This window comes from Legionella bozemanae, assembly GCF_900450575.1.
GTDB classification, from domain to species: domain Bacteria; phylum Pseudomonadota; class Gammaproteobacteria; order Legionellales; family Legionellaceae; genus Legionella; species Legionella bozemanae.
This window is the reverse complement of record NZ_UGGY01000001.1, coordinates 2,994,088-3,019,680: the sequence shown is the minus strand read 5'-3', so window position 1 is coordinate 3,019,680 and position 25,593 is coordinate 2,994,088. Positions and strand designations below refer to the sequence as shown.

The window sequence follows — 25,593 nt, the reverse complement described above, 5'->3', positions numbered from 1 at the left end:
CTATTCTATAACAAACAGGACCTGATCGTATTCAACAGGCTCTCCATTAGCAACGAGTATTTCTACGATTTTGCCGGCGCGATCCGCTTCGATTTCATTAAACATTTTCATTGCTTCAACAATACATAAAACGTCACCGGCTTTGACTGTTTGACCAAGAGTCACAAAAGGAGGACTTTCTGGTGATGGAGAAGTGTACATTGTACCTACCATAGGAGAACGAATTTTGTGGCCTGAAGCAGTCGGTACAGGCTTACTTTCTTGGTGCGAAGAAGCCATTGCGGGCGCAGGTGTATTGTTTGCAGCAGGATGTGATTCCTGACGTGGTGCAGGAGTAGAAATATAGTGAACCTGAGGATGTTCTGCTGCAGGCGCACTGCTATGACGGCTTAACCTAAGTGATTCTTCACCTTCTTTAATTTCAATTTCGGAAATGCCAGTTTCTTCCAGCAATTCGATTAATTTTCTGATTTTACGAATGTCCATTATTTGATTCTCTTTCAATAATTGATGTTAATGCTAATGAATACCCTTGCGCCCCCAAGCCACTGATAGTTCCTTTTGCTATATCAGAAAAATAAGAATGGTGGCGAAAAGGCTCACGGGAATAAATGTTACTAATATGTACTTCAATAAACGGAATGGCAACAGCACATATAGCATCCCTTAAAGCCACACTGGTATGTGTAAATCCTGCGGGATTAAAAATGATATAATCTACTTTGTCGATACTGGCTTGGTGGATTGCTTGGATTAAATCCGCCTCAGAATTGCTTTGATAACAGCTTAATGCAAATCCAGCTTTTGTTGCCTCTTTGATTAAACGAGTGTTGATATGATCTAACGTAGTGGCTCCATAAACTGAAGGTTCTCGAGTTCCCAAGAGGTTCAAATTTGGTCCATGTAAAACCAGAATTTTTTTCATGTTTTAGTTAGTATCGAGCAATTTTGGCAGATTTTGCCTTATCTTCCTAAAATTGTCTATATATCTCCGAGGATATCTGCATGATCTCCACTTTTTTATATTTTTTTGTTAATACGATATGAGCGAAAATTTGCTGGGTTTTATTGCAGTAAACTAGACTATTGAGTTAATTCATGATGGAATCATTTTAAGGACTAAAATGGCATTATATTCAACTCTTTCCGAGAAAGGAATTTTTGATGCAGGAGAGGCTCGAGCAACAGCAGGAGGTACAAAAGGTACAACCGGTAATATATTTTGTTATTTTTATGATGATGGTATTGGTGCAAATTTCTATTGATCAATATGTTCCATCATTACCTGCTATTACTAAAGCCTTTAAAAGTACTGAATCATCAATTCAATTCACTCTATTCCTTTTTATGTTTGGATTGGGAATTTCTCATATTTTTTTTGGGCCTTGGTCTGATAAAATTGGCCGTAAACGCCCTTTGATTTATGGTATTGGAATCAGCGTAATAGGTTGTCTTGTTTGTTTATTTGCCCCCTCTGTCATGGTGTTAACGTTGGGGCGGTTTTTACAAGGATTTGGCATTGGTTCATGCAGTTCAGTCGGGCGTTCTTTAATTCGCGATCTTTTTACTGACAAATATTTATCTAAAATCGGCTCTTATGTGGGTATGGCAAGTACGTTTCTTCTTATTGCTTCACCAATTTGGGGTGGATTCATTCAAGAGCATTTTGGATGGAGAGCGAATTTTTTATTTATTTTTATTGTGGGGTTTGCATTTTGGGTTTTTATTCTCTTAGTTTTGCCTGAAACTAATAAAAATCTTAATCCTGATGCAACTAAAATAAGGGTTATACTGCGACATTATGATGCTTTATTAAGATCTAAAATTTTTTTAGGTTACACTCTATGTGCATGTTTTGCATGTGCTGGTTTAGTTGCTTATCTTACAATTGCTCCTTTTTTGTTTCAAAATGTATTGGGATTAAGCCCTTTGGAATATGGTCAACTATCAATTTTTATTGCCGGTGCTATTTGCCTTAGCGGAATAATTAACAGCCAATTAGTCATGTCTAAAGGGGTATCCTATATGTTATTTATGGGGATCCTGCTGATGATTGGCGGGGGTGGGATCATGCTCAGTTTTGCGCTTGCAGGAATAATAAATGTACCATCAATTATGATTCCGGTTGCATTATTTAGTATGGGGGCAGGTTTTACTTTTATTAACGCTTTTGCAGGAGTTTTCCATCCATTTCCACACATCGCAGGAACAGTGGCGGCATTATATGTCAGTATGCAAGATTTAACCTCTGCACTGACAAGTGGTATCATCGCAACGACCAAGATACAAGGCCCACTCCCTTTGGCTGTAATATTACTCGTATTAGGCTCAAGTGCATTGGCTGCATGGTATTATCAAGAATCAATAATCCGATAAAGTAGTTTTCATCCGTGAGTCACATCATTTTCAGGAAAAGAAGCGGTAAAGGAAGAGTCTCTGTCTCTTTATCTTAGAATTTTTTATATCGGTCATTACTAAGCATGAAATAATAATTTCAAAAATACTAAAACTATGCTAGCTTGGATAAGTTTTTAGAGTTATTGGTTGTGTTCACAGGTGTGACTCACTGTTAAAACCAGTCAGGTTATTTCTATAGCTTGATTTTAAGGATTAAGGGTTTGGCAGGAGATGAGTTGCTTTCAATTTAGATTAAGTTGCAAATAAGGAGAGGGTGTCCATGCATCATAATTACTATTTATCTCCCTTAGCTGTTGCTCTGGCCTTGGGAATAGCATCTTCTGCGAGAGCCGCAGAACCTATGCCTTTACAGAAGGCGTCTCTTGAGCAAGTAAAACAAAAGTTTGCTTTGACAACACAAGGCATCACGGTTGCTAAAGACAGTTTACGTTTTGTAAGTGAGCATACTGACGGTAATAAAATAACTCACGTGCGTATGCAGCAACAATATGTAGGATTTCCTGTTTATGGCGGTTATGCGATTATGCATAGCATGCACACAGCAAAATCATTGGCTACAGCACAGTCAAACGTAGCGATGAATGGCGTGATTTATCAAGGTCTACAGACTGAATTGGGTCAACCTGATGCTGCTTTTGTGACAAATGCTGATCTGGCGTTACAACAATTTAAAGCTAAGTATACTGGTAAAGAAGTAAGTGATGAAAAGGTCACACCTATGGTTTATATCGATGCTCAACATAAAGCACACTGGGCTTATAAAGTGAGTGTTCTTGTTGTTCATAGAGATCAAATTCCCGAGCGCCCAACCGCAATAATTGACGCAAAAACCAATAAACCTTTTGTACAATGGAATGATATAAAAACAAAAAGAGACTCTGTGAATGGAGCTGGTTTTGGTGGAAATAATAAAACAGGTTTCTATCGATACGGAGCTGATTTGCCCTACCTTGATTTAACTCGTGATAGGAACAATGAAGTTTGTTTTATGGAAAATAGTGATGTCAAAGTAATTGACATGGATCACAGATACAGTTCAAGAAATAAAGCAATGAAGTTTAATTGTCCAACCAATGACTCCAGTGTTTACCTAACTGGTTATAAAGGAGATGGTTATGACAGAGCTAATGGAGCCGCTTCTCCAACAAATGATGCATTATATGCTGGGCATGTAATTAGGCATATGTATAAGGATTGGTATGATACTAACGCATTGAGTAACCCTGATGGTTCCCCAATGCAGTTAGTTATGCGAGTTCATTATGGTGACGGGTACGAGAATGCATATTGGGACGGTCAGCAGATGACTTTTGGTGATGGTGATACCATGATGTATCCGTTAGTCTCTCTTGGAGTAGGTGCTCATGAAATCAGCCACGGTTTTACAGAGCAACATTCTAATCTTGAATATTATGGTCAATCTGGTGGCATGAACGAGGCTTTTTCTGATATGGCAGCTCAGGCAGCTGAGTATTATTCTGTGAATAAAAGCACCTGGCAAATTGGCGGCGAGATCATGAAAGAAGACAGCGGCTGGGAAGCATTACGCTATATGGATAAACCAAGTCGTGATGGTGAATCTATTGATACTGCTGATGAATATTATGGTGGTCTGGATGTTCATTATTCCAGTGGGGTTTACAACCATTTATTCTACATTTTGGCCAATCAACCTAATTGGAATACTCGATTAGCATTCGATGTGATGGTTAAAGCAAATATGGATTATTGGACGCCTTATTCAAACTTTGATGAGGGTGGTGAAGGTTTGGTGAGTGCAATTAATGACCTAATCGCAGGAGATCCTAACCATGAGAAGTATCCTTCTACTGCTGTCTGTGATGTTAAAAAGTCATTAAATGAAGTTAAAATCATTACCAACATGGATGGCTGTAATTAATCTATGCGGTAATGAATTCAGCCAGAAGTTTGCTTATAACTTCTGGCTGCTCCATGTGAATATGATGTCCTCCATCCATTTTTTTAAGTGTCAGGTTTCTAACCGCTTTAATCCGCTCATTCATCATTTCAGAGTCAAAAGAAAATCCTCTGCTGGATAAAAGTAAATAAGTTTTTGTAGTAATTTCTTGCAAACAAGAGAGTATTTGGGTTTCTGTCATTCGTAAAGGCGAGCGTACAAGTAAGCGTTGATCATGACGCCAATAAAATCGACCTTGCTTTTCTACCAGGCTTCGTTCACAAAGAATTTTTGCAATGTCTAAAGAAACATATCCTTTAATGGCACGTGCAAGAGCCGCACTATTGATGCTGTCATAACCTTTAGATTTTTTGCTTTTTTGAGCAAGAAAATGTGCAAACTCCCTTAATTGTTGGCATGCGCTTTCTGCCGGATGAGAAAATGGCCCTAATCCCTCAATCAGGCTTAAAGAGGTAAAACGTTCGGGGACTACGCCTCCAACCAAACTTGCCAGGCAAGCTCCCATGGAGTGTCCTAATAAATGAACTTTATCGAGTTTTAACGCATTGATTATTTCAATAACAACAAAAATCCCATCAAAAAAATGATAATGACACCCTTCGGGAAGATGTGATGAATGACCATGCCCAGGCAAATCAACTGCTATAAAATAAAAATCATTCTCTAAGTATGAAGCAAGAGGAGAAAAACTGTTTGCATTATCTAACCAACCGTGCAGTGCAAGGATTGTCGGTTTATCAGGGTTTCCCCAAGCGGTACAGGCTATAGAAAAGCCTGGAATGGTGAGATTTAATGTTTTCATTTTATTTACTATTTTTTTAATTATTATAAATAATCATTATATCCCTACTGCAAACAGGAGGGCTATAATTCATTATAAAAATGAATAATGATTTTTGCCTCATTGTTTCAATGATTATAATTACTTTTTCCAGTAATTTCTGAACGATCTGCAGTGAGAGAATAGCAATTTTTTTATGACATTTAGTGTTATGCTTAATACAAGAACTTGAAAAGAGTAAACTATGCAACAAGAAGTACAGAGCGTTTCATTAATAACTTACAATATTCATAAAGGGTTTGGTGTAGGCGGCGCTGTTCGTTTCTTGCTCCCTAAAATGCGCGATGCAATTACCAGCTTAACCCCTGATTTTGTTTTTTTACAAGAAGTACAAGGTGAACATAGAAAAAGACAAAAACGGATTAATGCGTGGCCTGACTCGCCGCAATTTGAGTATATTGCTGAAAACATATGGCCTCACTATGTTTATGCAAAAAATGCCGTATATGAATCGGGACATCATGGGAATGCAATTTTAAGTAAATATGCTTTTGATCGATTTGAAAATATTAATCTTGCAAATATACGCAGAGCCTCGAGGGGAATATTGCATGCACAGTTGAAACTGGATAAAGTCACTATTCATTTATTATGTGTACATTTGGGCCTTTTTAAAACAGAGCGAATGGTACAATGTAATGCTTTAATGCAACGCATAAAAGATGTGGTTCCACAAGATGAGCCTCTATTGATGGCGGGAGATTTCAATGATTGGCGCACCGTTATTTCCAAGCCTCTGGCTGAAAACTTAAATATAGAAGAGGCTTTTGTTTCAGTGGAAGGACAGCATGCACGCTCATTCCCTGCTATAAAACCAGCGCTTTGTATTGATCGTGTCTATTTTCGTGGCATGAAAGTGCAAGAAGTAGCGTGTTTACACGGCAAGCCCTGGCGAATGCTTTCTGACCATTTGCCGCTTTATGCGCGTTTTGAATTGATTAAGCCTCTTTAGTCTTTGATTACTATAAAAAAATTAAGAATGTATCAAGATACAGGGTTATGATTTTTATATGGGGATTGGTTTGTTTCAGTAAAAAAACCTCTCCCCAATAGTATGGATTATTCCATATTGCTATTGTATTCGCCCACACAGGCTAAGCTATTTAAACGGGCACGTTTTAATAAAGCCTCTTGTGCTTTGGCGATATTTGCTTTATTTCCACTCCAGGCAGCTAAACAATCTTCCTGTAATGCTCTGCCGAAAGAAAAGCTGAGTAGCCAAGGTTGATGGTCAATGCTATTGATTGCATTTAAATTTGCTGTAGCTTGTTGCGGTGTTTGGCCACCAGAGAGGAAATTAATTGTTGGTACCGCAGCAGGTACGTTATTACGGAACACACTAATTGTGTAATCAGCAATTTCATCAGGCTCACTGAAAGGGCTGTGTGCTTTACCACAAGTAACCATGCTAGGTTTTAAAATAATATGTTCTAGCTCAATTTGATGAATAAATAAGGCATGAAATAGTTCGTGCAGTACAATTTCACATACTTCTGCACAATGTTCAATAGTGTGGTCTCCATCCATGAGCACTTCGGGTTCAACGATAGGAACAATCCCGGCTTCTTGGCAAGCTGCGGCATAACGCGCCAGATTTTCTGCACCTGTTTTAACCGCGGTTAAACTGGGAGTAAATTCAGAAATTGAATAAACATTACGCCATTTGGCAAATTTTGCACCTAATTTTTTAAAATGCTGCAAACGCTCAGCCAATCCATCCAAGCCTTGAGTTACTTGTTCATTTTCAGTATTGGCGAGATGAATTAATCCTTTATCTACTTTAATTCCAGGAACGATACCCTTATCAGCAAATAATTGAGCAATAGGAGTTCCATGCTCATCAGTTTGGCTAAAGGTTTCTTCAAATAAAATAACCCCGTTGATATATTGTTCTAAATCAGTGGTTGTAGCGAGCAGTAATCTGTAATCTCTGCGATTTTCTTCAGTATTTTCAATATTAATTGAGGTAAATCGCTTACCTATTGTTGAATTGCTTTCATCTGCGGCTAAAATTCCTTTGCCCTCTTGCAGCATTAGCCCCATAGTATTAGATAATTCATCATAACTCATATTGTATTTGCTCCTGATTGTTTTACGTTATCTAGATATATATTTTTCGCGAATAATGTGTTGCATGGCAAAACCTTGTTCTTTTAAAGAGTTAAAAGCCTCGTCAATCATACCGGGATTTCCACATAAATAAATAACATCGTGCTGGGGGTTTAGATTTAATGTAGGAAAGGCATGTTGTACATAGCCGCTATACTCATTTTCATTTAATTCATGTATGGGCTGTCTGCTTAAATAAGGTCTGAACGTGACCTTAGGGTATTTTTGAGAAAATGCTTGGAACTCATTGGCATAGAGAATTTCTTCTCGTCGCTGAACTCCTTGTAGTATGACTATCTCGAGAGCTGAATGTTGCTCCATAAGTGCGCCTAGTTCTTGCAGCATCGCTCGATATGGGGTAATTCCTGTACTGGTAGCGACTAGGATAAATCGATGGGGTATTTCATCTTTGATAATCAATCGACCATATGGGCCACTGACCTGAATAATATCACCAGATTTTAAATTATAAAGCAATTCAGTACCTGGTCCATTTTCAAAATAGCCCGCTGCGAGCTCAATTTGATTATCTTGTTTTGGCGCATTGGCTATACTATAACTACGTTTTAATAATTTACCTTGATGTTCAAAATGAATGGTAATAAATTGACCAGGTAAATAATTAAAAGACGGAGCTACTTCACAAGTAAAAATGAAGTGCTTTACTTTAGGAGAAATCATAAATGATTCTTTTAAAGTGATGGGAAATGTGTTTATTTGCATGACGAATATTCAACTTTACTGTAAAAATCTGAGATTATAACTCTGAACTAAGCTTAATATAAGCAAAAAATTATGCAATATAAGTTTTAACGGCATATAATTAAATTATGACAGCATATAATTAAACTATGAATACACCGGATCTCATTACAATTATAGGCAATCTCAGCCATTCTTTATACCCAGTACAGCATTTAATTACTGGGGGAGCGTATATTTTAGGCATTTTATTTTTTTGGACTGCAATTTCCAAATTCAGAAAAATTGGCGATCACAGAGCGCAATCTTCATCACAAGAAAAGATGTTTAGCCCAATAATGTATTTATTTATGGGAGCGGCGCTACTTTATTTGCCTACGGGATTGGATGTTATGGCCAATACGTTTTTTGGAGCAGGGAATGTGTTAACTTATTCATCCTATAATTCGACAAATATTTACAGTTCCATGGGGTTAGTGGTTCAAACTGCGGGGATATTATGGTTTGTGCGTGGGAGTGTGTTGGTTGCGCATGCCAGTCAACCAGGAACTCAGCATGGACCTAAAGGTTTGGTATTTATAATTGCCGGCGTATTGGCGATGAACTTTGATAATACTATAGCCATGCTGAATTACATTATGGGCAACGTGGCAAATTGGACTATGGCAATTAAAACGAGTCAAGGGTACTAGCTAGCCACCTTCCCCTTGGTTTTCTTCGCCACAGATTCTGAGGTTATTGGCTTTAGCGAAATCAAGAATGGATTGATACAGTAACGGGCTTGATTCTTTAAGCTTTGGATCAAGTAAAATGCATTGGTATCCCTCACTATTTACACTTGGCCGTAATAGAGGAGAATAATGAATACGACTATTTTTAAAGCTTGCCAATGAGCCACTCATACGTTCTGCCCAGTCGCTGGGGCGAAAGGTTTTTCCTTGAGAAGTGATTCCTTCGATAATGATGGTTTTTTTTTCAGATGCAGCCATATCTTTTATGTAATATAAATACAGTATGTTAATTATACCATCATATAATGAGGGCTGTATTGAAATTTATTCATTTTACAAAAATAAATTTGTGTTAAATTTGGTTTTCAAAAGTAATTTTTATCCCTATTATGTCAACATATTGTATTTGGCATTTTTTGAAGGTTATTAGGAATGGAAAAAGAAAGTCATTCTGGTATTTATTTATTGCCTAATTTGTTTACAACGGCCAGCTTATTCGCCGCATTTTACTCTCTTGTGGCATCGATGAAAGGGCAATTTGAAGCTTCTATCATCGCTATATTTATTGGCATGATTGCAGATGGACTGGATGGGCGAATTGCACGTTTAACTCATACACAGACTGATTTTGGTGCTCAATATGATAGTTTATCCGATATGGTCACCTTTGGTGTTGCACCATCGTTATTAGTATATAATTTGATGTTAAGTCAGTTAGGGAAAGTAGGTTGGTTGGTCGCTTTTGTTTATACAGCTGCAGTTGCTTTGCGCTTAGCGCGTTTTAATACTCAGCTTGAAACAGCAGATAAACGATATTTTCAAGGGTTACCTTGTCCACCATCTGCTGCAGTAATGGCTTCTTTTGCTTGGTTATGCTATCAAAATGAATGGCAGAATATGTTTGTTGCTGTATTGACTGCGATCTTGTCATTAACCACTTCGGGTTTAATGGTTTCTAACTTTCGCTATTACAGTTTTAAAGAGGTGGATTTTAAGGGCAAAGTGCCATTTCTTTATGTCTTGGTGATGATCATTTTATTTGTAGCTATTGCTGCTAATCCTTCAGTGGTTTTATTTGTAAGTTTTACTGTTTATGCATTATCTGGATTGTTTATGACTTTATTTGCTTTGCACAAAGTGAGAAAGCAAAGAAAGCACTCCGAGAAATGAAAAAAGGAATTCAATGAGTTTTTGTAAGCACATAGCCCTAACCAAGGAGCGGCCGGATTAGCCAATATTCACATGAGCGACTGAGCACTTAACATATCTTTAGCATGAGCTTTCGAAGAGAATAATTATTCCAATTTTAGTTATTCACCTTCGCCAAAATAATTATTAATCAAATGAGTTAAGGCTTCATTCATTTGTACTTCATCAGGACCATCTATTTCCATAATGAGTTCACTCCCTTTATTGGCTGCAAGCATCATAACACCCATAATGCTCTTCCCATTAACGGTTTGTGAGTTATTGGTTACATCAATTTGGCTTTGGAATCTTGCGGCGGTAGAAACAAACTTCGCCGAAGCACGTGCATGTAAGCCCAATTTATTAATTATTTTAATTTTAGTTTTAATCATAGCGCTACAAATGTATCATGAAATAGGAAATAAGTGTAGTTAAGCTCAGCAAAGTGGATCCCGGAAAAATAGGGTTTCACCTTGCTGTCTGCAAAACTACCGCAAGCGATTATTTCTTAATCATGATGCTTATGGTTTTTCTCTTTATGTTTGGTTAGTTGACGTTCCAATTTATCAATCAACGCATCAATTGCAGCATATAAGTCTTCAGATTCTGAGCTTGCATGCAGTTCACCCTTGGTTACATGAATGGTTGCTTCAGCAATTTGACGTAATTTTTCTACATTCAATACTACGTTAATGGATTTGATTTGATCAAAGTGACGCTCCAGCTTATCGAATTTTTCTTCGGTAAATGCTCTGAGTGCAGGAGTAACATCAATATGATGTCCAGTGATGTTAATTTGCATAAAAATCTCCTAGTTACATAGGGTGTATTGGCAATTCTACTGTCTTGGCCAACAGTGCGACCTTAAGTGCTCCAATACTCACATACTCCATGTATGCTGCATTTCGGCGCTCTAAAATCGCACCATTTTGGCTTAATCTAGCGAATTGTCAACAAACCCTAAATTAATTACAAATTATTTTTCGTTCATTGGATGGAGCAATTCCCATTGCTTCACGATATTTTGCTACGGTTCGTCTTGCTACTTTAATACCCTGTTCTTCCAATAATCGGGTAATTTTACTGTCACTTAATGGTTTTTTTCTATTCTCTGCGGAAATTAATTTTTTTATTACGGCGCGTATGGCTGTAGAAGAGCATTCGTCCCCAGCATTTGTATTGACATGACTCGAAAAGAAGTATTTCAGCTCAAATACGCCACGAGGGGTATGGATAAATTTTTGTGTGGTGACACGAGAAATAGTTGATTCATGCATATCCAGAGCGGAAGCAACATCATTGAGAATTAATGGCTTCATCGCTTCTTCGCCATACTCTAGAAATCCTTGCTGATATTCCATGATGCATGTAGCTACTTTAAGCAGGGTTTCCTGGCGGCTTTGAATGCTCTTTAAAAACCAACGTGCTTCTTGCAGGTTATTTTTCAAGAACTGATTGTCTGCACTATTATCTGCGCGTTGAATCAGTGACGCATATTGGCTATTAATACTTAAATGAGGAAGCACACTTTGATTCAGTTGAACCCTCCATTTATTATTAACTTTTTTAACAGTTAAATCAGGAATAATGTACTCTGTAATGTCTTCATGAATTAAATTACCAGGTCTGGGGTTTAGCCCTTGAATTGTTTTTAATACTTCATTAATTGTTTTTTCAGTAATCTGATGATTTTTCATTAATTGTTTATAATTATGCTGAGCCAGTAATTCAATGTCTTCATTAATTATCTTTTTAGTCAATGCCAAATGTTCCGCATCCAAAGAAAGCTGCTCTAGCTGCACAAGTAGTGTTTCTGCAAGGTTTGTGGAGGCACAGCCTACAGGGTCAAATAATTGCAAGCGATGACGCACTGCATTTATTTCATCTAAATCCAGTGGATGTTCATCACTTGTAAGACTCGCATGCAATTCAGTGAGGCTCATCGTTAGAAAGCCATCACTATTCACTGCATCAATAATAGTGGTTGCTATTACTCTGTCTACATCACTCATAGGAGAAAGCTCGAGTTGCCATCTTAGATGGTCTTTTAAATTAGTTGTTGTGCAATGCAAATTATCAAAATTATAGTCATTATCCTCAAAAGAGGTGCGTTTACTTGAGCTTTGATACAGTTCTGACCATTGAAAATCATAAGGTTCATCATTATTTTGCTGCTTTGCTTCGTTAGGTGCAAATTCTTCTTTATCTTCATTTGGAGTGGCTTCAAGCATTGGATTTGATTCAACAATAAGTTGAATTTCTTGCTGTAAATCAATCGTGGATAATTGCAACAGTCTTATTGCTTGCTGTAACTGTGGCGTGAGCGTCAAATGCTGGCCAATACTTAGTTGCAATGATGGTTTCATGCAAATCCTCTTTGTATTTATTCATTGCTATTTACTATCAGTTTAAACGATTCGTAAGGATTATCCAGTATCTACGGGCGTTAATTTAGGAATCTCCTGAAAAATTTGCATCAGCACAATTGATTTTTTCTAGCGCATGGAGAAAATGAAGTCGGATTGTTCATTATAAGAGCACCTGGTGTCGATTTATCAGAGTAACCTGCTTTTTGAGTTAAGGTGTCTAGGCATGAGACACTAAATGCTCAGCTTTTAGAGAGGGGAAGATATTGCTCTTAAAAAATACATAAAAATAAGACACAAAGCCCCATCAGCATGAGGCTTAAATAATTATTTTACTTTTTTCTCTTTGAAAAGAACATGCTTACGTACTTTAGGATCGTACATCATAAGCTCCATCTTTTCAGGATGGTTTCTTGGGTTTTTAGTTGTAGTTTTATAGTATCCAGTTCCTGCTGTGGATTCCATTTTCACTTTAATAGTGACGGCTGCCATGGTTTATCCCCTTAGTTATACTTTTTCGCCTTTAGCTCTGAGCTTATCCAGAACTGCTTTTATACCTAACTTGTCTACAATACGCATACCTTTGGTACTGAGTTTCAATGTGACAAATCGTTTCTCTTCTTCAACCCAGAAACTGTGATTCTGAATATTCGGCAGAAAGCGTCTTTTGGTTTTGTTGTTAGCGTGCGACACTTTATGACCAGTCATGGGTCGCTTGCCAGTTACCTGACATACTCTAGACATTGCGTTACTCCAAAATAGGTTTTAATTTAGGTTCTGTTTACTTTCGTGGCCAACTGACTCAGCTAGCGAAATACAAACAAACCCTATTGGTCTTTGTAAAATTCTGGGCAAATAGCCGGATGTGAAATACAAGAGCGGTTTTATATCAAAAAAATGCATTAGTTGCAAGATTTTTGTAAGGACATATAATTCCGGCTTTAACAAAATATGAGTGTGATTTATGCAGCGCAAGATAAAAAGTTATGTCTTACGTGCTGGTCGGGTGAGCAATCGACAGCGTCAGGGGTTAGATCTTTGGCTTAAAGATTATGAACTTACTGTAGATGGAAGTCCATGGAATGTGTCACAAGAGTTTGACCGCACTGCAGATACAGTGATTGAAATAGGTTTTGGGATGGGTGCATCGCTGTTGGCCATGGCTAAAAATAACCCTGAACTTAATTACATAGGAATAGAAGTGCATCAGGCTGGTGTAGGAAGCTTGGCTGCTGATTTACATGAATATCAATTATCCAATGTGCGTATTGTAGCTCATGATGCAGTTGAAGTATTCCGTACTCAATTGTTGGATAACTCACTTGCGGGGGTACAAATTTTTTTCCCGGATCCATGGCATAAGAAGCGTCATCATAAAAGACGCCTGATTCAGAAAGAGTTTATTCAATTATTGACAAAAAAAATTAAACCGGGTGGGTTTATTCATTGCGCAACCGATTGGCAAGATTATGCAGAACACATGTTAGAGGTTTTATCTACAGAGCCGACGCTCCAGAATACACAAAAAGAAGGAGGGTATTCACCCAGACCTTTGTCGCGGCCGCTTACTAAATTTGAACAACGTGGCGAACGTTTAGGGTATGGGGTTTGGGATTTGATTTTTACTAAATTGAACGTTTAATACCTATATCAGAAATCAATTTCATGGAGAACTGAGGGCTTGCTTGGCTTTCGCTAGCTTGGGCCCAGAATGGCCTGATTCTCGAGTACCAAAGCGCAGCATCTATACGGGTATGTGTGCGTTGACATAGAAAATCAGGGCAGTTTGGCCTAGATGGTAGAAATATAAATAGGCCCTGATGGGGCTTGTAGAAAATTTAACTATTCTTTTGATCTTCTATTGTCCAATGTGTAATATAAATCCGGAAGGATATTACAGGGGACGTAACATGGAATTTATCACTGAAATAAATGCCGCTATAAAATCAGGACTAGAAGGATTTAATCTATTTATTGAACAAAAGTTGCAAACAGAAGCGGATTATCTTGAGCGTCCATACTGGACGGAAGGTGGCGTTCAAATGACCGTTTTGAATTATCTGATTCAACAGCACCAGGAAAAAAATAAAGATCCTGTTCATGAGGAGAGCTCTTCCGATTTGATAGGGTTTATTGATGTAGTTTTGAGCAAAGTTCGCGATAAAAATGTTGGCTTGCCTTTGCATCAAGCAATTGCTGCCAATAAAATTCAGCTGGCTCTTCATCTCTTGGAAAATAATGTTTTTGATGTTAACAAGCGTGATGAAGAGGCTCGAACCTTATTATCATTGGTTTTACCTGTTAGAAATCGTCAATTATTGCTAAAAATCTTAGCCTGTAAACCTGACGTAAACGCCGCAACACGTCTTACCGAAGACCGTACTCCTTTTCAGCCGTTACACCAAGCGATAGCATTGGACTTTGCTTCCGGGGTGATCAATTTGGTCAGAGCTGGGGCGGATGTGGCTAATCCTGTAGGCGAACTGAAAGATACGCCGGTACTGTTGGCAGCACAACAAGGTAAGATAAAGGCACTTGAAGCGTTATTAGAAGAGTCTCCAGTAGAACAACTAAAACTTGAGGCGAGAAATAAAAATTTTTGGCAAGATCAGAAAACAGGTGAAAATGCAATTGAAGCACTTTGTAAAAAGTTGGTTAATAATCCAAACGACAAAGATGTGCTTCGCGGGGTTGCTATGTTGCTTTGTCGTGGCGCCGAGCCTCCACGACATGAAGAATTGTGTCAAGCATTAGCAAATAAACGTAGTGATTTGCTCAAAGAAATTGATGCTTATATGGATACTAGACCTGAGTTGGTCGATCCTTTTGTGAACCGATGCCATTTAGCTAACAGCGCATTGTATAACATAATTTATGTGGATCATTCTTGGGGGAGCACTTTACGTCAGCTTTTTGGCAGACCAAGTGACGCAGCCTTTGCTGTAGAAAGGTTGGTTACCCGCAAATACAGTCGCCGCTCAGAAGGGAGTTCTGAGGGTTCTTTATTGCCAACAGCTGCTGCGGTACCATTAAAAGGAGATGAGCCTCCATTAAAGCTCTATGCAGAATTTGTACGACGCTATAATGAAGCTTATGAAAATCAAAAAATTACCAATCCTTGGAGTACTATGCGTTGGATGATCGCTGAGGGGAAATGTAATTGGGAAACAGTAAAAGAATATGCTCGTAACCATCCAGGAACCAGGACACAGATTATCTATGATGATATGTTTAAAACTTTGCCTAAAATGAAGGTACATGAGGTAATTGAAAATTCTTCTGGAGAACCTACTCTTAGCAGTGAAGCTACGTTATAAATCAAGATTAATAGCGGAGCTGTTATGGTCTTTTATGATAGAGATGGAAAAACCTTAAATAGAGTATAAAGGAGCCATCTCTATGTTATTATGGATGGATATTATATGAGCATTGAATTAAAATTGTGGGAACGAGTCTATTTTGTTGAGATGTAGTGACTATGAATATTAGCTTGTTACTTTTAATCATGATTTGTTTTATTGGCATGATCAGCCCGGGGCCAGATTTTATACTTGTTACAAAAAACGCGCTTTTATATCCCAAACGACAGGCTTTAGCTACTGCCTTAGGTATTGTTACCGGATGTCTTTTCCACGCTACTTATTGCATTTTGGGATTGGCGTTCATTATTACTCAAAGTATTGTTCTTTATACCATGATAAAATACGCAGGCGCGTGTTATTTAATTTATCTTGGATTAAAAGGCTTAAAATTCAAGCAATCCATGAAAATAAAGCAGGGCTTTTCTTCAGTGAAAAATATAACGGTCTCAAAAGCTTATATTGAAGGCGTCTTGTGTAATGCTTTAAACCCAAAGCTTGCAGTTTTTTTACTTAGCTTGTTTACCCAATTTGTCTCAATGCACGCATCAATTGGTGATAAAGCTTTAGTTGCCGGAGTATTTGTTTCTGAGTCTGCACTTTATTGGCCTTTACTCGTTTTATTCCTGCAATCAGATAATGTTCGAAAAGTATTTACTCATTTTCAAGCAGCATTGAGTCGTGTGTTTGGTGGCTTGTTAGTTTATATAGGAATTCGAGTAATGCTGAGTGCAGATTAGACCTATTTCTTTCTAGTATCTTGGCCAAATTAGCCTATGATTGTTCATATACTAGGGTGTATGCAGCGCTTCGATGCTTGAAAATCAACCTAATTTGACTCAACCTAGCGAAATGTAAATAGGCCCAAGTTTTTCATGAGGAATAGAATGTCAAAGACAGCCTTAGGTCTAAGAAAAACAGAGTTGGATACCCCTTGTTTATTAATAGATAAAAATATTTTGCAATCCAATTTAGAGGCCATGCGCCAACACTCTATTGAAAATAATGTACATGTTAGACCTCATTGTAAAACCCATAAGTGCTCCAAATTAGCTCGTTTACAGATTGAATATGGTGCAATAGGTGTTAGTGTCGCGAAAATCTCGGAAGCTGAAGTTTTGATTCAGAATAAAATACCCAACGTATTGATTACTTCTCCAGTTGTCACAAAAAATAAAATTTCCAGACTTATTTCATGTCTGGAGAAGGCTCCCTCTACTCTAATAGTCGTTGATAATAAAGAAAATATCATTGCTTTAAATGAAGCTGCGGCACACAATAAGAAAATCATTCATGTGTTAGTGGATGTGGATCCAGGAATAGGGCGCACTGGCATTAAACCAGAAAGTGCTTTAAATTTTGCATTGGAAATTGAGCAATTACCCTGGTTAAACTTGATGGGAATTCAATGTTATGCGGGTAATTTACAGCATATTTCTTCCTTTAGTGAGCGGAAAAGTAAATCATTGCAAACGATGCAAATGGCAAGCAATCTTGTAAAAAGCTTTAGAGAAAACGGTCTTAATTGCCCTATATTAACTGGAAGCGGCACGGGGACTTATGATATTGATGTTGATGCGCCGGAAGTAACTGAAATTCAACCAGGCTCTTATACCGTTATGGATGTTCAATACGCTACTATTGGTTCAAAAAGTAACGAGAAGCAATTTAACACATTTAAGCCGGCAATGACCCTTTTGACCACAGTCATCAGTAATAATAGAACAGAGCATGTTACAGTAGATGCAGGTACAAAATCCATTTACGTAGATCAACAAAAGCCCCAGATAATCAGTCATCTCGGGTTGGAGTATGATTGGGGTGGGTTTGGTGATGAGCACGGCAAAGTTACTTCTGTAAATGGCGCCCAATTACCAGCATACGGGGAGGTTTTAGAACTTGTTGTTCCACATTGCGATCCAACCATTAACTTATTTGACCAATTTTTTATTACTGAAAATGAAATTGTAGTGGATATTTGGGATATTGATCTTAGAGGCAAATGTCAATAGGAGCTGCAGGATTTAACTCCTTTACTGCATCCGTTTATCTAAGGCAATGCATGTTCTGTGAAAAAAATAAGAATCCATATTGAGCTAATTACATTCGGAGAACTTGCTTAAACTTCATATACCCCATAGAATCCTAGTTTTCTTAGAATTTGCCAGGAGAGTAGTACATGGGGTGGAATGAGCCAGATAAAGGCAAAGATCCCTGGAAGGGTAAAAATCAACCTCCAGATTTGGATGAAGCTCTTAAACGCGTTCATGACAAATTGAAGAAGTTGTTTGGAGGGGGTTCTGCTAAAACAAGTAATGAACCGTCCAAAAAATCAAATGGCGGTTTGATGACTCTAGTAGTTATCTTAGTTGCTTTTATCCTTTGGGTACTTTCTGGCATCTTTATTGTTGATCCTGCGGAGCAGGCGGTTATTCTTCGTTTTGGCAAATACGTTGAAACTGTAGGCTCAGGACCACATTGGATACCAAGAATTATTTCTTCCAAAATCATCATGAATGTGGACAGAGTGTTGGATTATTCCTATTCTGGACAAATGCTTACCAGTGATGAAAATCTGGTTTCTGTATCTTTAGCGGTACAATATCGCATTGGTGATCTCGAGGATTATTTATTTAATGTGGCTAACCCCGAAGAAAGTTTGCAGCAAGCCACTTCAAGCGCCCTAAGACAAGTAGTGGGAACAACTACGCTAGATCAAATGATTACTGAAGGACGTGAAGTTTGGGGCAACAAAGTACAAGATACTTTAATAAAAACATTGGACTTATATAAAACTGGTATTTTGATTGTTAATGTATCACCCCAACCAGCACGTGCTCCTGAAAGTGTACAAGATGCTTTTGATGATGCAATTAAGGCACAGGAAGATGAAAAACGCTTTAAAGAGCAAGCTTATGCCTATGCAGCGAAAGTAGTACCGATTGCTGAGGGGCGGGCCAGTCGTATCCAGCAAGAGGCTGAAGCCTATTCCAAACAGGTTGTGCTGAATGCCCAGGGGCAGGTTGCTGAATTCTTAGCCTTACTTCCTCAATATACTGCAGCTCCAATAGTTACAGCGGAGCGTATGTATTTGGAAACAATGCAACACGTATTAAGTCAGAGCAGCAAGATCATTGTTGATAGCAAATCAGGTAATTTGTTGTATCTGCCTTTGGATAAATGGTTTGAAAAATCTTCAGGTTTCTCTCATGAGACTGCCAAAAATGGCAAAGCGGAAGATGATGAATTCAGTGAGACAGAGAATTTGGTCGATGGTCGTGAATTTACCAGACCTATTTATCGACAAGGGAGAAATTAACAATGAAAACGATGGGTAGAACCCTTGGCATTTTGATCTTTTTAATACTTCTCTTTTTATTGACCAGTGTATTTACCATAACACAAGGACAGCAAGGTATTCTTTTGCGTTTAGGTCGCTTGGTCAATGATGAGTCGACTAATAAAGTTAAAGTCTTAAATCCTGGATTGCATTTTAAAGTACCGTTTATCGAAAATGTTCGCATTTTTGATACACGTATTCAGACAATGGATATTAAATCGACCCGTATTGTTACTAAGGAAAAAAAGGACGTAATGGTTGATTATTATGTTAAATGGCAAATTACTGATTTGGCTCAATATTTTAAATCAACTGGCGGTAGTGAATTTAAAGCAGAAACATTATTGGAACAACAATTAAATACTTTGTTGCGTGCTCAGTTCGGTAAACGTACTATTTCCGAAGTCGTATCAGGCGGACGTGATGATTTAATGGAATTGCTGCGTCAAGCTGCCCAAAAGCAAGCAGGCGGATTAGGTATTATTGTTGTTGATGTACGTATTAAAGGAATAGAGTTGCCAGCCAATACCAGTAATGCAATCTATCAACGCATGCGTGCAGATATGCAAAAAATCGCGAACAGACACCGCGCTGATGGTCAAGCAGCTGCTGAAGAAATAAAAGCAAAGGCTGACGCTGATGTCACGGTCCTGTTAGCAAAAACTCGCAGTAACGCACAAAAGGTAAGAGCAATTGGACAAGCACGAGCAGCAGCAATTTATGCGGAGGCATATAATAAAAATAAGGATTTCTTTACTTTATATCGTAGCTTGCTCGCATATGAAGAGAGTTTTAACAGTAGAAAAGATATTTTGGTTCTGGATCAAAGTAGTGCATTTTTTGATTATTTTAAAACGGCCACACCAAAAAATGATGGTGTACCTGCTAAAAAGTAACTATAATGTCAGATTTTGGTAACTATTCATCCCTGTATTAAAATCGTGGAGAACGTCCAGATTTGAATGCAGCTTGAGTGAAAAATATTCTGAAAATGCATCATATCAATGCGATGCACGTATTTTCGGAATATTTTCCATTTAAGAAGAAAGCCCTTTATAGGGTTTTGAGTAGGGACCTTTTTTTATTGAAATTGGTTTAGTGATTCGCAATTTAGAGCGACAAACAAGCATTGTGCAAATTAAGGTAGATCATGGGTAAAAACGTTGTTGTTTTAGGAACGCAGTGGGGCGATGAAGGCAAGGGTAAAATTGTCGATTTATTAACCCACGATGCGCAGGTTGTTGTCCGTTATCAGGGCGGTCATAATGCAGGTCATACCTTAAAAATTAATGGGGTGAAAACAGTTCTTCGTCTTATTCCCTCTGGCATGTTGAGACCTCACGTTACATGCTACATTGCAAATGGTGTAGTTCTTTCGCCCGATGCCTTATTGGGAGAAATTAAAGAATTAGAGCAAAGTGGAATTGATGTCCGTTCCCGCTTACGCATTAGCATGGCTTGTCCACTGATCCTCCCATGTCATGTTGCAATGGATAAAGCGCGTGAAGCGCATATGGGCGATTCAGCGATTGGTACAACCGGACGTGGTATAGGTCCTGCGTATGAAGACAAAATTGCTCGCCGTGCATTAAAGGTCAGTGATTTATTTCATCCTGAGCGTTTTGAAAAAAAATTAACCGATCTTTTAGATTACTATAACTTTATTTTAACGCAGTATTTCAAGCAGCCAGCCGTAGTGCTTCAACCTTTGTTGGATTCTGCTTTACAATGGGCTAAAGAATTACAGCCAATGGTTTGTGATGTTTCTGCTTGTTTGCATGAGCATAGAGGGCAAGGAGATAATATTTTATTTGAAGGAGCGCAAGGGGTCTATCTCGACATTGATCATGGCACCTATCCTTTTGTTACTTCATCAAATACGTGTGTGGGTTCAGTAGTTAATGGCGCGGGATTTGGCCCAAAATACATTGACTATATTTTAGGAATTACTAAAGCTTATACTACGCGTGTTGGTGGTGGTCCTTTTCCAACTGAGCTTTTTGATGAAGTGGGGAAACAGATTGCTGAACGTGGTCAGGAGTTTGGGGCTGTCACTGGGAGACCTAGGCGCTGTGGATGGTTTGACGCCGTTCTGTTAAAACATTCAATTGAGTTAAATAGTATTACGGCATTATGCATCACGAAACTGGATGTTCTGGATAAAATAGATGTATTGCGCATTGCTGTTGCTTACAAAGACGAAAAAGGCAATTTAATTTCTCGTCCTCCTCAATCAGCCGCTGATTTCTACGGTTTAGAGCCTGTTTACGAAGAAATGCCTGGTTGGCAAGAATCTACTGCTGATATTACAAATTTAAATGATTTACCTGCAAATGCTCTTGCCTATTTAAAACGAATAGAAAATCTGCTTAATGTGCCTATTGATATATTATCGACTGGTCCAGAACGTGATTCAACGATTATTTTGCGTGACCCATTTAAAGCTTAATTGTGTCTGGTTACACAAAATACCAGGCTATAATATTTTTAGAGTGTATTAACAATTATTTCCCCGTCTACGTAGACGGGGAAATAATTTGTCAAAACACTTTAGTTTCAGTCTGAAAAATTTAGATATTTAAAATTTATTTTCAAATGCACGCAGTTTTTGTTCTAAATCCCATTGTAATTGTGCTTTCTCGTTTGCTTTTATAAACTGCTGGCAGCTTTTACTCGCTAAATCTTGACAATCAGGGATTAATTGGGCTTTATCTGCATCCAACCATATGCTATTTCCAGGTAAAAATGCATAAGTTAATGCATTTCTATTGATTTGTTTTAAGCTTTGATAATCCAGATCATGATTCAATGCAGCCTCTACATATTGCTGGCTTAAATTGGTTCGCAATATACCTTCATCATCAGTAGATAAAACAACAGGAACTTTGTGCTTAAGATAAAAATTCAGCGGATGACTGCGACCTGCGACCTTTAATATTTTAAGGTTACTGATTAGATTGATTTCTACTGCTTTATGATGTTTCGCCATGTAATTTAATGTATTTTTCACATTATTTTCATGGGCAATATCTACCCCATGCCCGATTCTTTGTGCTTGGCCGGTAAAAAGCGCATCATGAATGTGATAATCCAATTCTTCTGGAGTAACAATTTCCTGAGTTATTTCGCCTGCATGCAATGCAATATTGACCTGTGGATATACCTCATGCAGATACTGATACATTTGCATCTGTTTGCGATAATCGCGTAAAGAAATAATACCATCTTCAGGTTGCACCAAATTAACGCCAACAAGCGTACCTTTGCTTTCCATGGATTGGCTTACGGCTTCAAAAGCATTCAGGGTTTGTGCAAAAAGGTTATCTAAAGATTGTTCTCTAAGTGAGTAATACAAAAATTTAACTTTGATTTGGCAGGCTTTTTTTTCTGGATTGGTATCGCAGCCTAATTCTTGGTGTGCCTGTTGCAGTATGCGATTGGACTCTATCGCAGTATAATTGACGTTACTTTGAAAATCCTGATTCGCTAATAAAAGCTTTCTTTTTTGGCTAAATGAAGTTGTATCTTTAAGCATGTCACCAAAGCTGGCTGAATGAGCGTTATCCGGTAAAATCATTAATTCCATGTAGTGCTCATTTTGTTGCGCTGCAGTTTGTAGCACTGCTGCAACTAATTCAGGCTGATGATCAGCAACTATTGCATTGAATTTGTAGAATGAGCTGAAAAAATGATCATGCCCAGATTCTTTCCTTGGAACAAAATCTTTCATAGACCAGCTCTTGACGGTATTTGCATAAAGCTCGGGATGATTAAGCAGGTCTTTTGTATCTACACCATGACATACAGCAGGGTTTTTACTGACCACCCAATTGGTTGTATTCAAGCAATAATTATCCTTAGATGCGAGTTCCAGCATGATTTCTGGATATGCGCCTCCAGCTAAATGATAATGTAATTCTCCTCCTTTAGGCATGCTCTTAAAAAAAGTATATAAGGCATTAGGATCATTTTTTATTTGGTCAAAATAGGATTGAACATTAGCTTGAGCAAAAGAGAAAAAAGATAGACCGGCTAGGAACGAAATTGATTTAATATAGTTCATTGTATTCGAAAATATGTCACTTTTATGAGGATTATCGCACAATTATTATTAAATCCCAACCATTGTATTTAGATTCTATTCATAGCAGAATAATTTTACTGCTCTTCGAGACAATCGAATGAGCTCTTGCTGCACAGTTATATTCTGCCTATCAGCAGAGTGTATTAAGCGAGGATTAAGCGCGAAAAGATTAAGTCTAATCAATTAGGATGATGAATATGAACTATTTTTTATCAAAAATTTATACTGTTTTAGGTGCTTTTTTTGTATTACTCGTAGCAGTAAGTTTTTGTGACGCAGCACCAGGTATGGATGAAGCTCAAGATAAAACCAAAATGACAATTAATGTTGGTATTTATGCTCCTTTTTCCAATGAATCTGCTTATATTGGTAGAAACATGCTAGGTGCAATGGAAATTGCGCGTGATCAGTTAAAGTCCTCGGAGATTAATTATGAGTTTTATACCCTGGATAAAATGCCAAATAATGCTCGTACAGCAAAAACCGTGCAAAAATTTATTGAAGCACATCATATTAATGTATTATTGACTGAAGGAACTGAAAGCGGCACTTTAGTTGCACCTTTAGCGAAAAAAAATAATATCATTCATTTTTGTCTCACAGAGGACACAATTATTGCCGATGGAAAAAATAATTTTAAAGCACAAAGTCCAAATCACAAACAGGCTGCTGTTTTGACTCAATCAATGAAACCAGAGTTTATTGCTCAATTTAAACAAGAATACCTTAGTCATCCTGTCAGTGAAGCAGGGTATGCTTTTGATCTATTCCATCTGCTTCATAGTAGCGCTTTGCTTGCTCTGAAAACGCATTCTGATTTTTCCAGTCAGGCAATTGCAACCCATTTGTTGGCGCTTGAATCTGGGATAGGGGTAATGGGTAGATTTAATTTGGATAAAAATGGGGTTTCTTATAAGAAGCAAATACTTACAGCCTAATCCCATTTAAATTACTCCGGATTGACGACAAGCCTGGGTGCAGCAAAGCGAAACTGAGTTCCGTTTTGCTGCACCTAGGCTTGTATCTTTAATCTGTAAAAGAAGAGGGGCTTGGGGAATTGGTTTAAACCAACCTCGTTAGCTCCTCTTTATTTAAGTAGTAAAATTATCTGTTAGCTAAAGCCATACCTTCTAAGACTGTCAATGCAGCATAGAGCTGATAATCATTATGCATTAGATCATCCAATTGCGCTTTGATATCTTTAGCTTTAGTAGTTTCCGAATTATTTTTATTCACTAAATGTCCATTAAGGTTTGCTTCACTAAATCCAGTGAGATCAGAAGGCTTCGCAGCAGTTTTAGGGATTTCCACTTCATTTACCACGATATCAGGTATAATTCCTTGAGCCTGAATTGATGTTCCTGATGGAGTGTAATAAAGAGCAGTAGTTAATTTAATGCCTGTTTTATCATCTAGTGGTAATACGGTTTGTACTGAGCCTTTACCAAAGCTTGTTGTACCAAGAATAACAGCTCGTTTATTGTCTTTAAGTGCGCCGGCTACAATTTCGGCCGCAGATGCAGAGCCATTATTGATTAATACAACCATTGGGGCATTATGTAAGACATCAACTCCCTTAGATATGGCGGTAAAGTCTGATCCAGGTAGACGTCCTTTAGTTGAGACAATTGTTTCTGGCTTACCTGATTTGTCTTTACCAAGAAATGCGTCGGAAACCTGAATTGCTGAATCAAGCAATCCTCCTGGGTTGTTACGTAAATCCAGTATTAGACCTTTTAAATTTCCGCCAGATTGTTGTTTTAATCTATCAATGGCTTGCAACATATCTTTTCCAGTTAATGCTTGGAATTGAGTTAAGCGAATGTAACCATAGCCTGGAGAAAGCATTTTGCTTTGCACACTTTTAATTTGAATAATTTCTCTTATTAAATCAAAAGTAAGTGCTTTGTTAACCCCTTTACGGAGCACAGTCAATTGAATGGTACTTCCAGCTTTACCACGCATGAGGTTGACCGCATCCTTAAGAGAAAGACCTTGAACAGATTCTTTTCCTAATTTAATAATGTAGTCGCCAGATTTGATTCCTGCTTTAAAGGCTGGGGTGTCAACGAGAGGAGTAACTACTTTAACAACACCCTCTTCCATTGTTACTTCTAACCCCAAACCACCAAATTCACCGCTCGTTGATGTTTGCAGCTCTTTAAATTCTTCTTCATCCAAGTAGCTGGAGTGTGGATCAAGGCCACTAAGCATACCTCGAATGGCATTATCAAAAAGTTCTTTATCATCAATCGGTTTAACGTAATATTTTTTAATTTCACCTATAGCATTAGAAAATCGTTGTACATCTTCTAAAGGAACCGCTTTAGTAGTACTGGAGCTTGTAGAAGTATCAGTATTAGCCTCATCATCTGCAAAACTTGTCAGAGGTAACATAAGAGTAAACGCATATACTATCGCAAGCGAGCGTGGATATAGTTTTCTTATCAACATAGCGATCTCCTCAGATGCAAGGCTACAAAATAAGCCATCTTCTTTATTATAATTTTTGAAAT

General features: G+C 37.9%; 26 protein-coding genes. 13 read left to right on the top strand and 13 right to left on the bottom strand.

The window, feature by feature from the left end; translation table 11 throughout:
* Both accB and aroQ read right to left on the bottom strand, forming a co-directional pair.
* Entirely contained in the window at positions 1-486 is a 486-nt protein-coding gene (gene accB / locus DY223_RS13330; protein ID WP_058458636.1) for an acetyl-CoA carboxylase biotin carboxyl carrier protein, read from the bottom strand.
* Positions 473-925, bottom strand: a complete 453-nt coding sequence (aroQ, locus tag DY223_RS13325; protein WP_058458635.1) for a type II 3-dehydroquinate dehydratase — start codon at positions 923-925, stop codon at positions 473-475. The genes accB and aroQ overlap by 14 nt, the downstream gene beginning before the upstream one ends.
* A 239-nt stretch (positions 926-1,164) precedes the next feature.
* On the opposite strand from aroQ, the gene DY223_RS13320 reads away from it, so the two are divergent.
* Together DY223_RS13320 and proA are read left to right on the top strand one after the other, a co-directional pair.
* On the top strand, positions 1,165-2,376 hold the full coding sequence (locus tag DY223_RS13320; protein WP_058458634.1) for a multidrug effflux MFS transporter: 1,212 nt from the start codon (positions 1,165-1,167) through the stop codon (positions 2,374-2,376).
* 301 nt (positions 2,377-2,677) lie between these two features.
* Positions 2,678-4,318 (top strand): zinc metalloprotease ProA, encoded by a 1,641-nt coding sequence (gene proA, locus DY223_RS13315; protein ID WP_058458633.1) that lies wholly within the window; start codon positions 2,678-2,680, stop codon positions 4,316-4,318.
* 1 nt (position 4,319) lies between these two features.
* Here proA and DY223_RS13310 read toward each other — a convergent pair whose 3' ends face one another.
* Entirely contained in the window at positions 4,320-5,159 is an 840-nt protein-coding gene (locus tag DY223_RS13310) for an alpha/beta fold hydrolase (RefSeq protein WP_058458632.1), read from the bottom strand.
* A 223-nt stretch (positions 5,160-5,382) separates the two neighbouring features.
* Here DY223_RS13310 and DY223_RS13305 point away from each other — a divergent pair, with 223 nt between their 5' ends.
* Positions 5,383-6,150, top strand: coding sequence for an endonuclease/exonuclease/phosphatase family protein (locus DY223_RS13305; RefSeq protein WP_058458631.1), 768 nt, complete (start codon positions 5,383-5,385; stop codon positions 6,148-6,150).
* Between the two features lie 107 nt (positions 6,151-6,257).
* On the opposite strand, the gene DY223_RS13300 is transcribed toward DY223_RS13305, so the two are convergent.
* Entirely contained in the window at positions 6,258-7,268 is a 1,011-nt protein-coding gene (locus tag DY223_RS13300; RefSeq protein WP_058458630.1) for a class I fructose-bisphosphate aldolase, read from the bottom strand.
* Positions 7,269-7,295: 27 nt separating this feature from the next.
* Positions 7,296-8,030, bottom strand: a complete 735-nt coding sequence (locus DY223_RS13295; RefSeq protein ID WP_058458629.1) for a ferredoxin--NADP reductase — start codon at positions 8,028-8,030, stop codon at positions 7,296-7,298.
* Between the two features lie 128 nt (positions 8,031-8,158).
* Between DY223_RS13295 and DY223_RS13290 the strand changes: the two genes are divergently transcribed.
* Positions 8,159-8,701 (top strand): hypothetical protein, encoded by a 543-nt coding sequence (locus tag DY223_RS13290; RefSeq protein WP_058458628.1) that lies wholly within the window; start codon positions 8,159-8,161, stop codon positions 8,699-8,701.
* Here DY223_RS13290 and DY223_RS13285 read toward each other — a convergent pair whose 3' ends face one another.
* Positions 8,702-8,998: a DUF3579 domain-containing protein gene (locus tag DY223_RS13285; protein ID WP_058458627.1), complete on the bottom strand. Its 297-nt coding sequence runs from the start codon at positions 8,996-8,998 to the stop codon at positions 8,702-8,704.
* A gap of 174 nt (positions 8,999-9,172) precedes the next feature.
* Here DY223_RS13285 and pssA point away from each other — a divergent pair, with 174 nt between their 5' ends.
* A complete protein-coding gene (gene pssA, locus DY223_RS13280; protein ID WP_058458626.1) occupies positions 9,173-9,910 on the top strand; it encodes a CDP-diacylglycerol--serine O-phosphatidyltransferase in 738 nt (245 codons plus the stop codon).
* A 140-nt stretch (positions 9,911-10,050) separates the two neighbouring features.
* On the opposite strand, the gene DY223_RS13275 is transcribed toward pssA, so the two are convergent.
* From DY223_RS13275 to rpmB, 5 genes are all read right to left on the bottom strand, one after another.
* Entirely contained in the window at positions 10,051-10,320 is a 270-nt protein-coding gene (locus DY223_RS13275; protein WP_058458625.1) for an HPr family phosphocarrier protein, read from the bottom strand.
* A gap of 116 nt (positions 10,321-10,436) precedes the next feature.
* Complete coding sequence (gene hpf, locus DY223_RS13270; protein WP_058458624.1) at positions 10,437-10,730, bottom strand: ribosome hibernation promoting factor; 294 nt, start codon at positions 10,728-10,730, stop codon at positions 10,437-10,439.
* Positions 10,731-10,893: 163 nt separating this feature from the next.
* Positions 10,894-12,294, bottom strand: coding sequence for an RNA polymerase factor sigma-54 (locus DY223_RS13265; protein ID WP_058458623.1), 1,401 nt, complete (start codon positions 12,292-12,294; stop codon positions 10,894-10,896).
* A gap of 327 nt (positions 12,295-12,621) precedes the next feature.
* Entirely contained in the window at positions 12,622-12,786 is a 165-nt protein-coding gene (gene rpmG / locus DY223_RS13260; protein ID WP_003635328.1) for a 50S ribosomal protein L33, read from the bottom strand.
* A gap of 15 nt (positions 12,787-12,801) precedes the next feature.
* Positions 12,802-13,038, bottom strand: coding sequence for a 50S ribosomal protein L28 (gene rpmB / locus DY223_RS13255; RefSeq protein WP_019233564.1), 237 nt, complete (start codon positions 13,036-13,038; stop codon positions 12,802-12,804).
* A 220-nt stretch (positions 13,039-13,258) separates the two neighbouring features.
* Here rpmB and trmB point away from each other — a divergent pair, with 220 nt between their 5' ends.
* The 7 genes from trmB (at position 13,259) to DY223_RS13220 (ending at position 21,442) form a co-directional block, all read left to right on the top strand.
* Positions 13,259-13,936 carry a tRNA (guanosine(46)-N7)-methyltransferase TrmB gene (gene trmB, locus DY223_RS13250; RefSeq protein ID WP_058458622.1) on the top strand — a complete coding sequence of 226 codons (678 nt, stop codon included), beginning with the start codon at positions 13,259-13,261 and terminating at the stop codon, positions 13,934-13,936.
* A 268-nt stretch (positions 13,937-14,204) separates the two neighbouring features.
* The gene (gene ankC / locus DY223_RS13245; protein WP_058458621.1) at positions 14,205-15,611 is read left to right on the top strand and encodes a Dot/Icm T4SS effector AnkC/LegA12; all 1,407 of its coding nucleotides are present in this window, start codon (positions 14,205-14,207) and stop codon (positions 15,609-15,611) included.
* A 161-nt stretch (positions 15,612-15,772) separates the two neighbouring features.
* Entirely contained in the window at positions 15,773-16,393 is a 621-nt protein-coding gene (locus DY223_RS13240) for a LysE family translocator (protein ID WP_058458620.1), read from the top strand.
* Between the two features lie 147 nt (positions 16,394-16,540).
* A complete protein-coding gene (locus DY223_RS13235) occupies positions 16,541-17,665 on the top strand; it encodes a DSD1 family PLP-dependent enzyme (RefSeq protein ID WP_058458619.1) in 1,125 nt (374 codons plus the stop codon).
* Positions 17,666-17,832: 167 nt separating this feature from the next.
* Complete coding sequence (gene hflK, locus DY223_RS13230) at positions 17,833-18,972, top strand: FtsH protease activity modulator HflK (protein ID WP_058458618.1); 1,140 nt, start codon at positions 17,833-17,835, stop codon at positions 18,970-18,972.
* A gap of 2 nt (positions 18,973-18,974) precedes the next feature.
* On the top strand, positions 18,975-19,889 hold the full coding sequence (hflC, locus tag DY223_RS13225) for a protease modulator HflC (RefSeq protein WP_058458617.1): 915 nt from the start codon (positions 18,975-18,977) through the stop codon (positions 19,887-19,889).
* A 254-nt stretch (positions 19,890-20,143) separates the two neighbouring features.
* Positions 20,144-21,442, top strand: coding sequence for an adenylosuccinate synthase (locus DY223_RS13220; protein ID WP_058458616.1), 1,299 nt, complete (start codon positions 20,144-20,146; stop codon positions 21,440-21,442).
* 129 nt (positions 21,443-21,571) lie between these two features.
* Here DY223_RS13220 and DY223_RS13215 read toward each other — a convergent pair whose 3' ends face one another.
* Positions 21,572-23,056: an adenosine deaminase family protein gene (locus DY223_RS13215; protein WP_058458615.1), complete on the bottom strand. Its 1,485-nt coding sequence runs from the start codon at positions 23,054-23,056 to the stop codon at positions 21,572-21,574.
* Positions 23,057-23,274: 218 nt separating this feature from the next.
* On the opposite strand from DY223_RS13215, the gene DY223_RS13210 reads away from it, so the two are divergent.
* Complete coding sequence (locus tag DY223_RS13210; RefSeq protein WP_058458614.1) at positions 23,275-24,015, top strand: hypothetical protein; 741 nt, start codon at positions 23,275-23,277, stop codon at positions 24,013-24,015.
* A gap of 166 nt (positions 24,016-24,181) precedes the next feature.
* Here the strand turns inward: DY223_RS13210 and DY223_RS13205 are convergent, their stop codons facing one another.
* Entirely contained in the window at positions 24,182-25,531 is a 1,350-nt protein-coding gene (locus DY223_RS13205) for a S41 family peptidase (RefSeq protein WP_058458613.1), read from the bottom strand.
* Between the last annotated feature and the right edge of the window lie 62 nt (positions 25,532-25,593).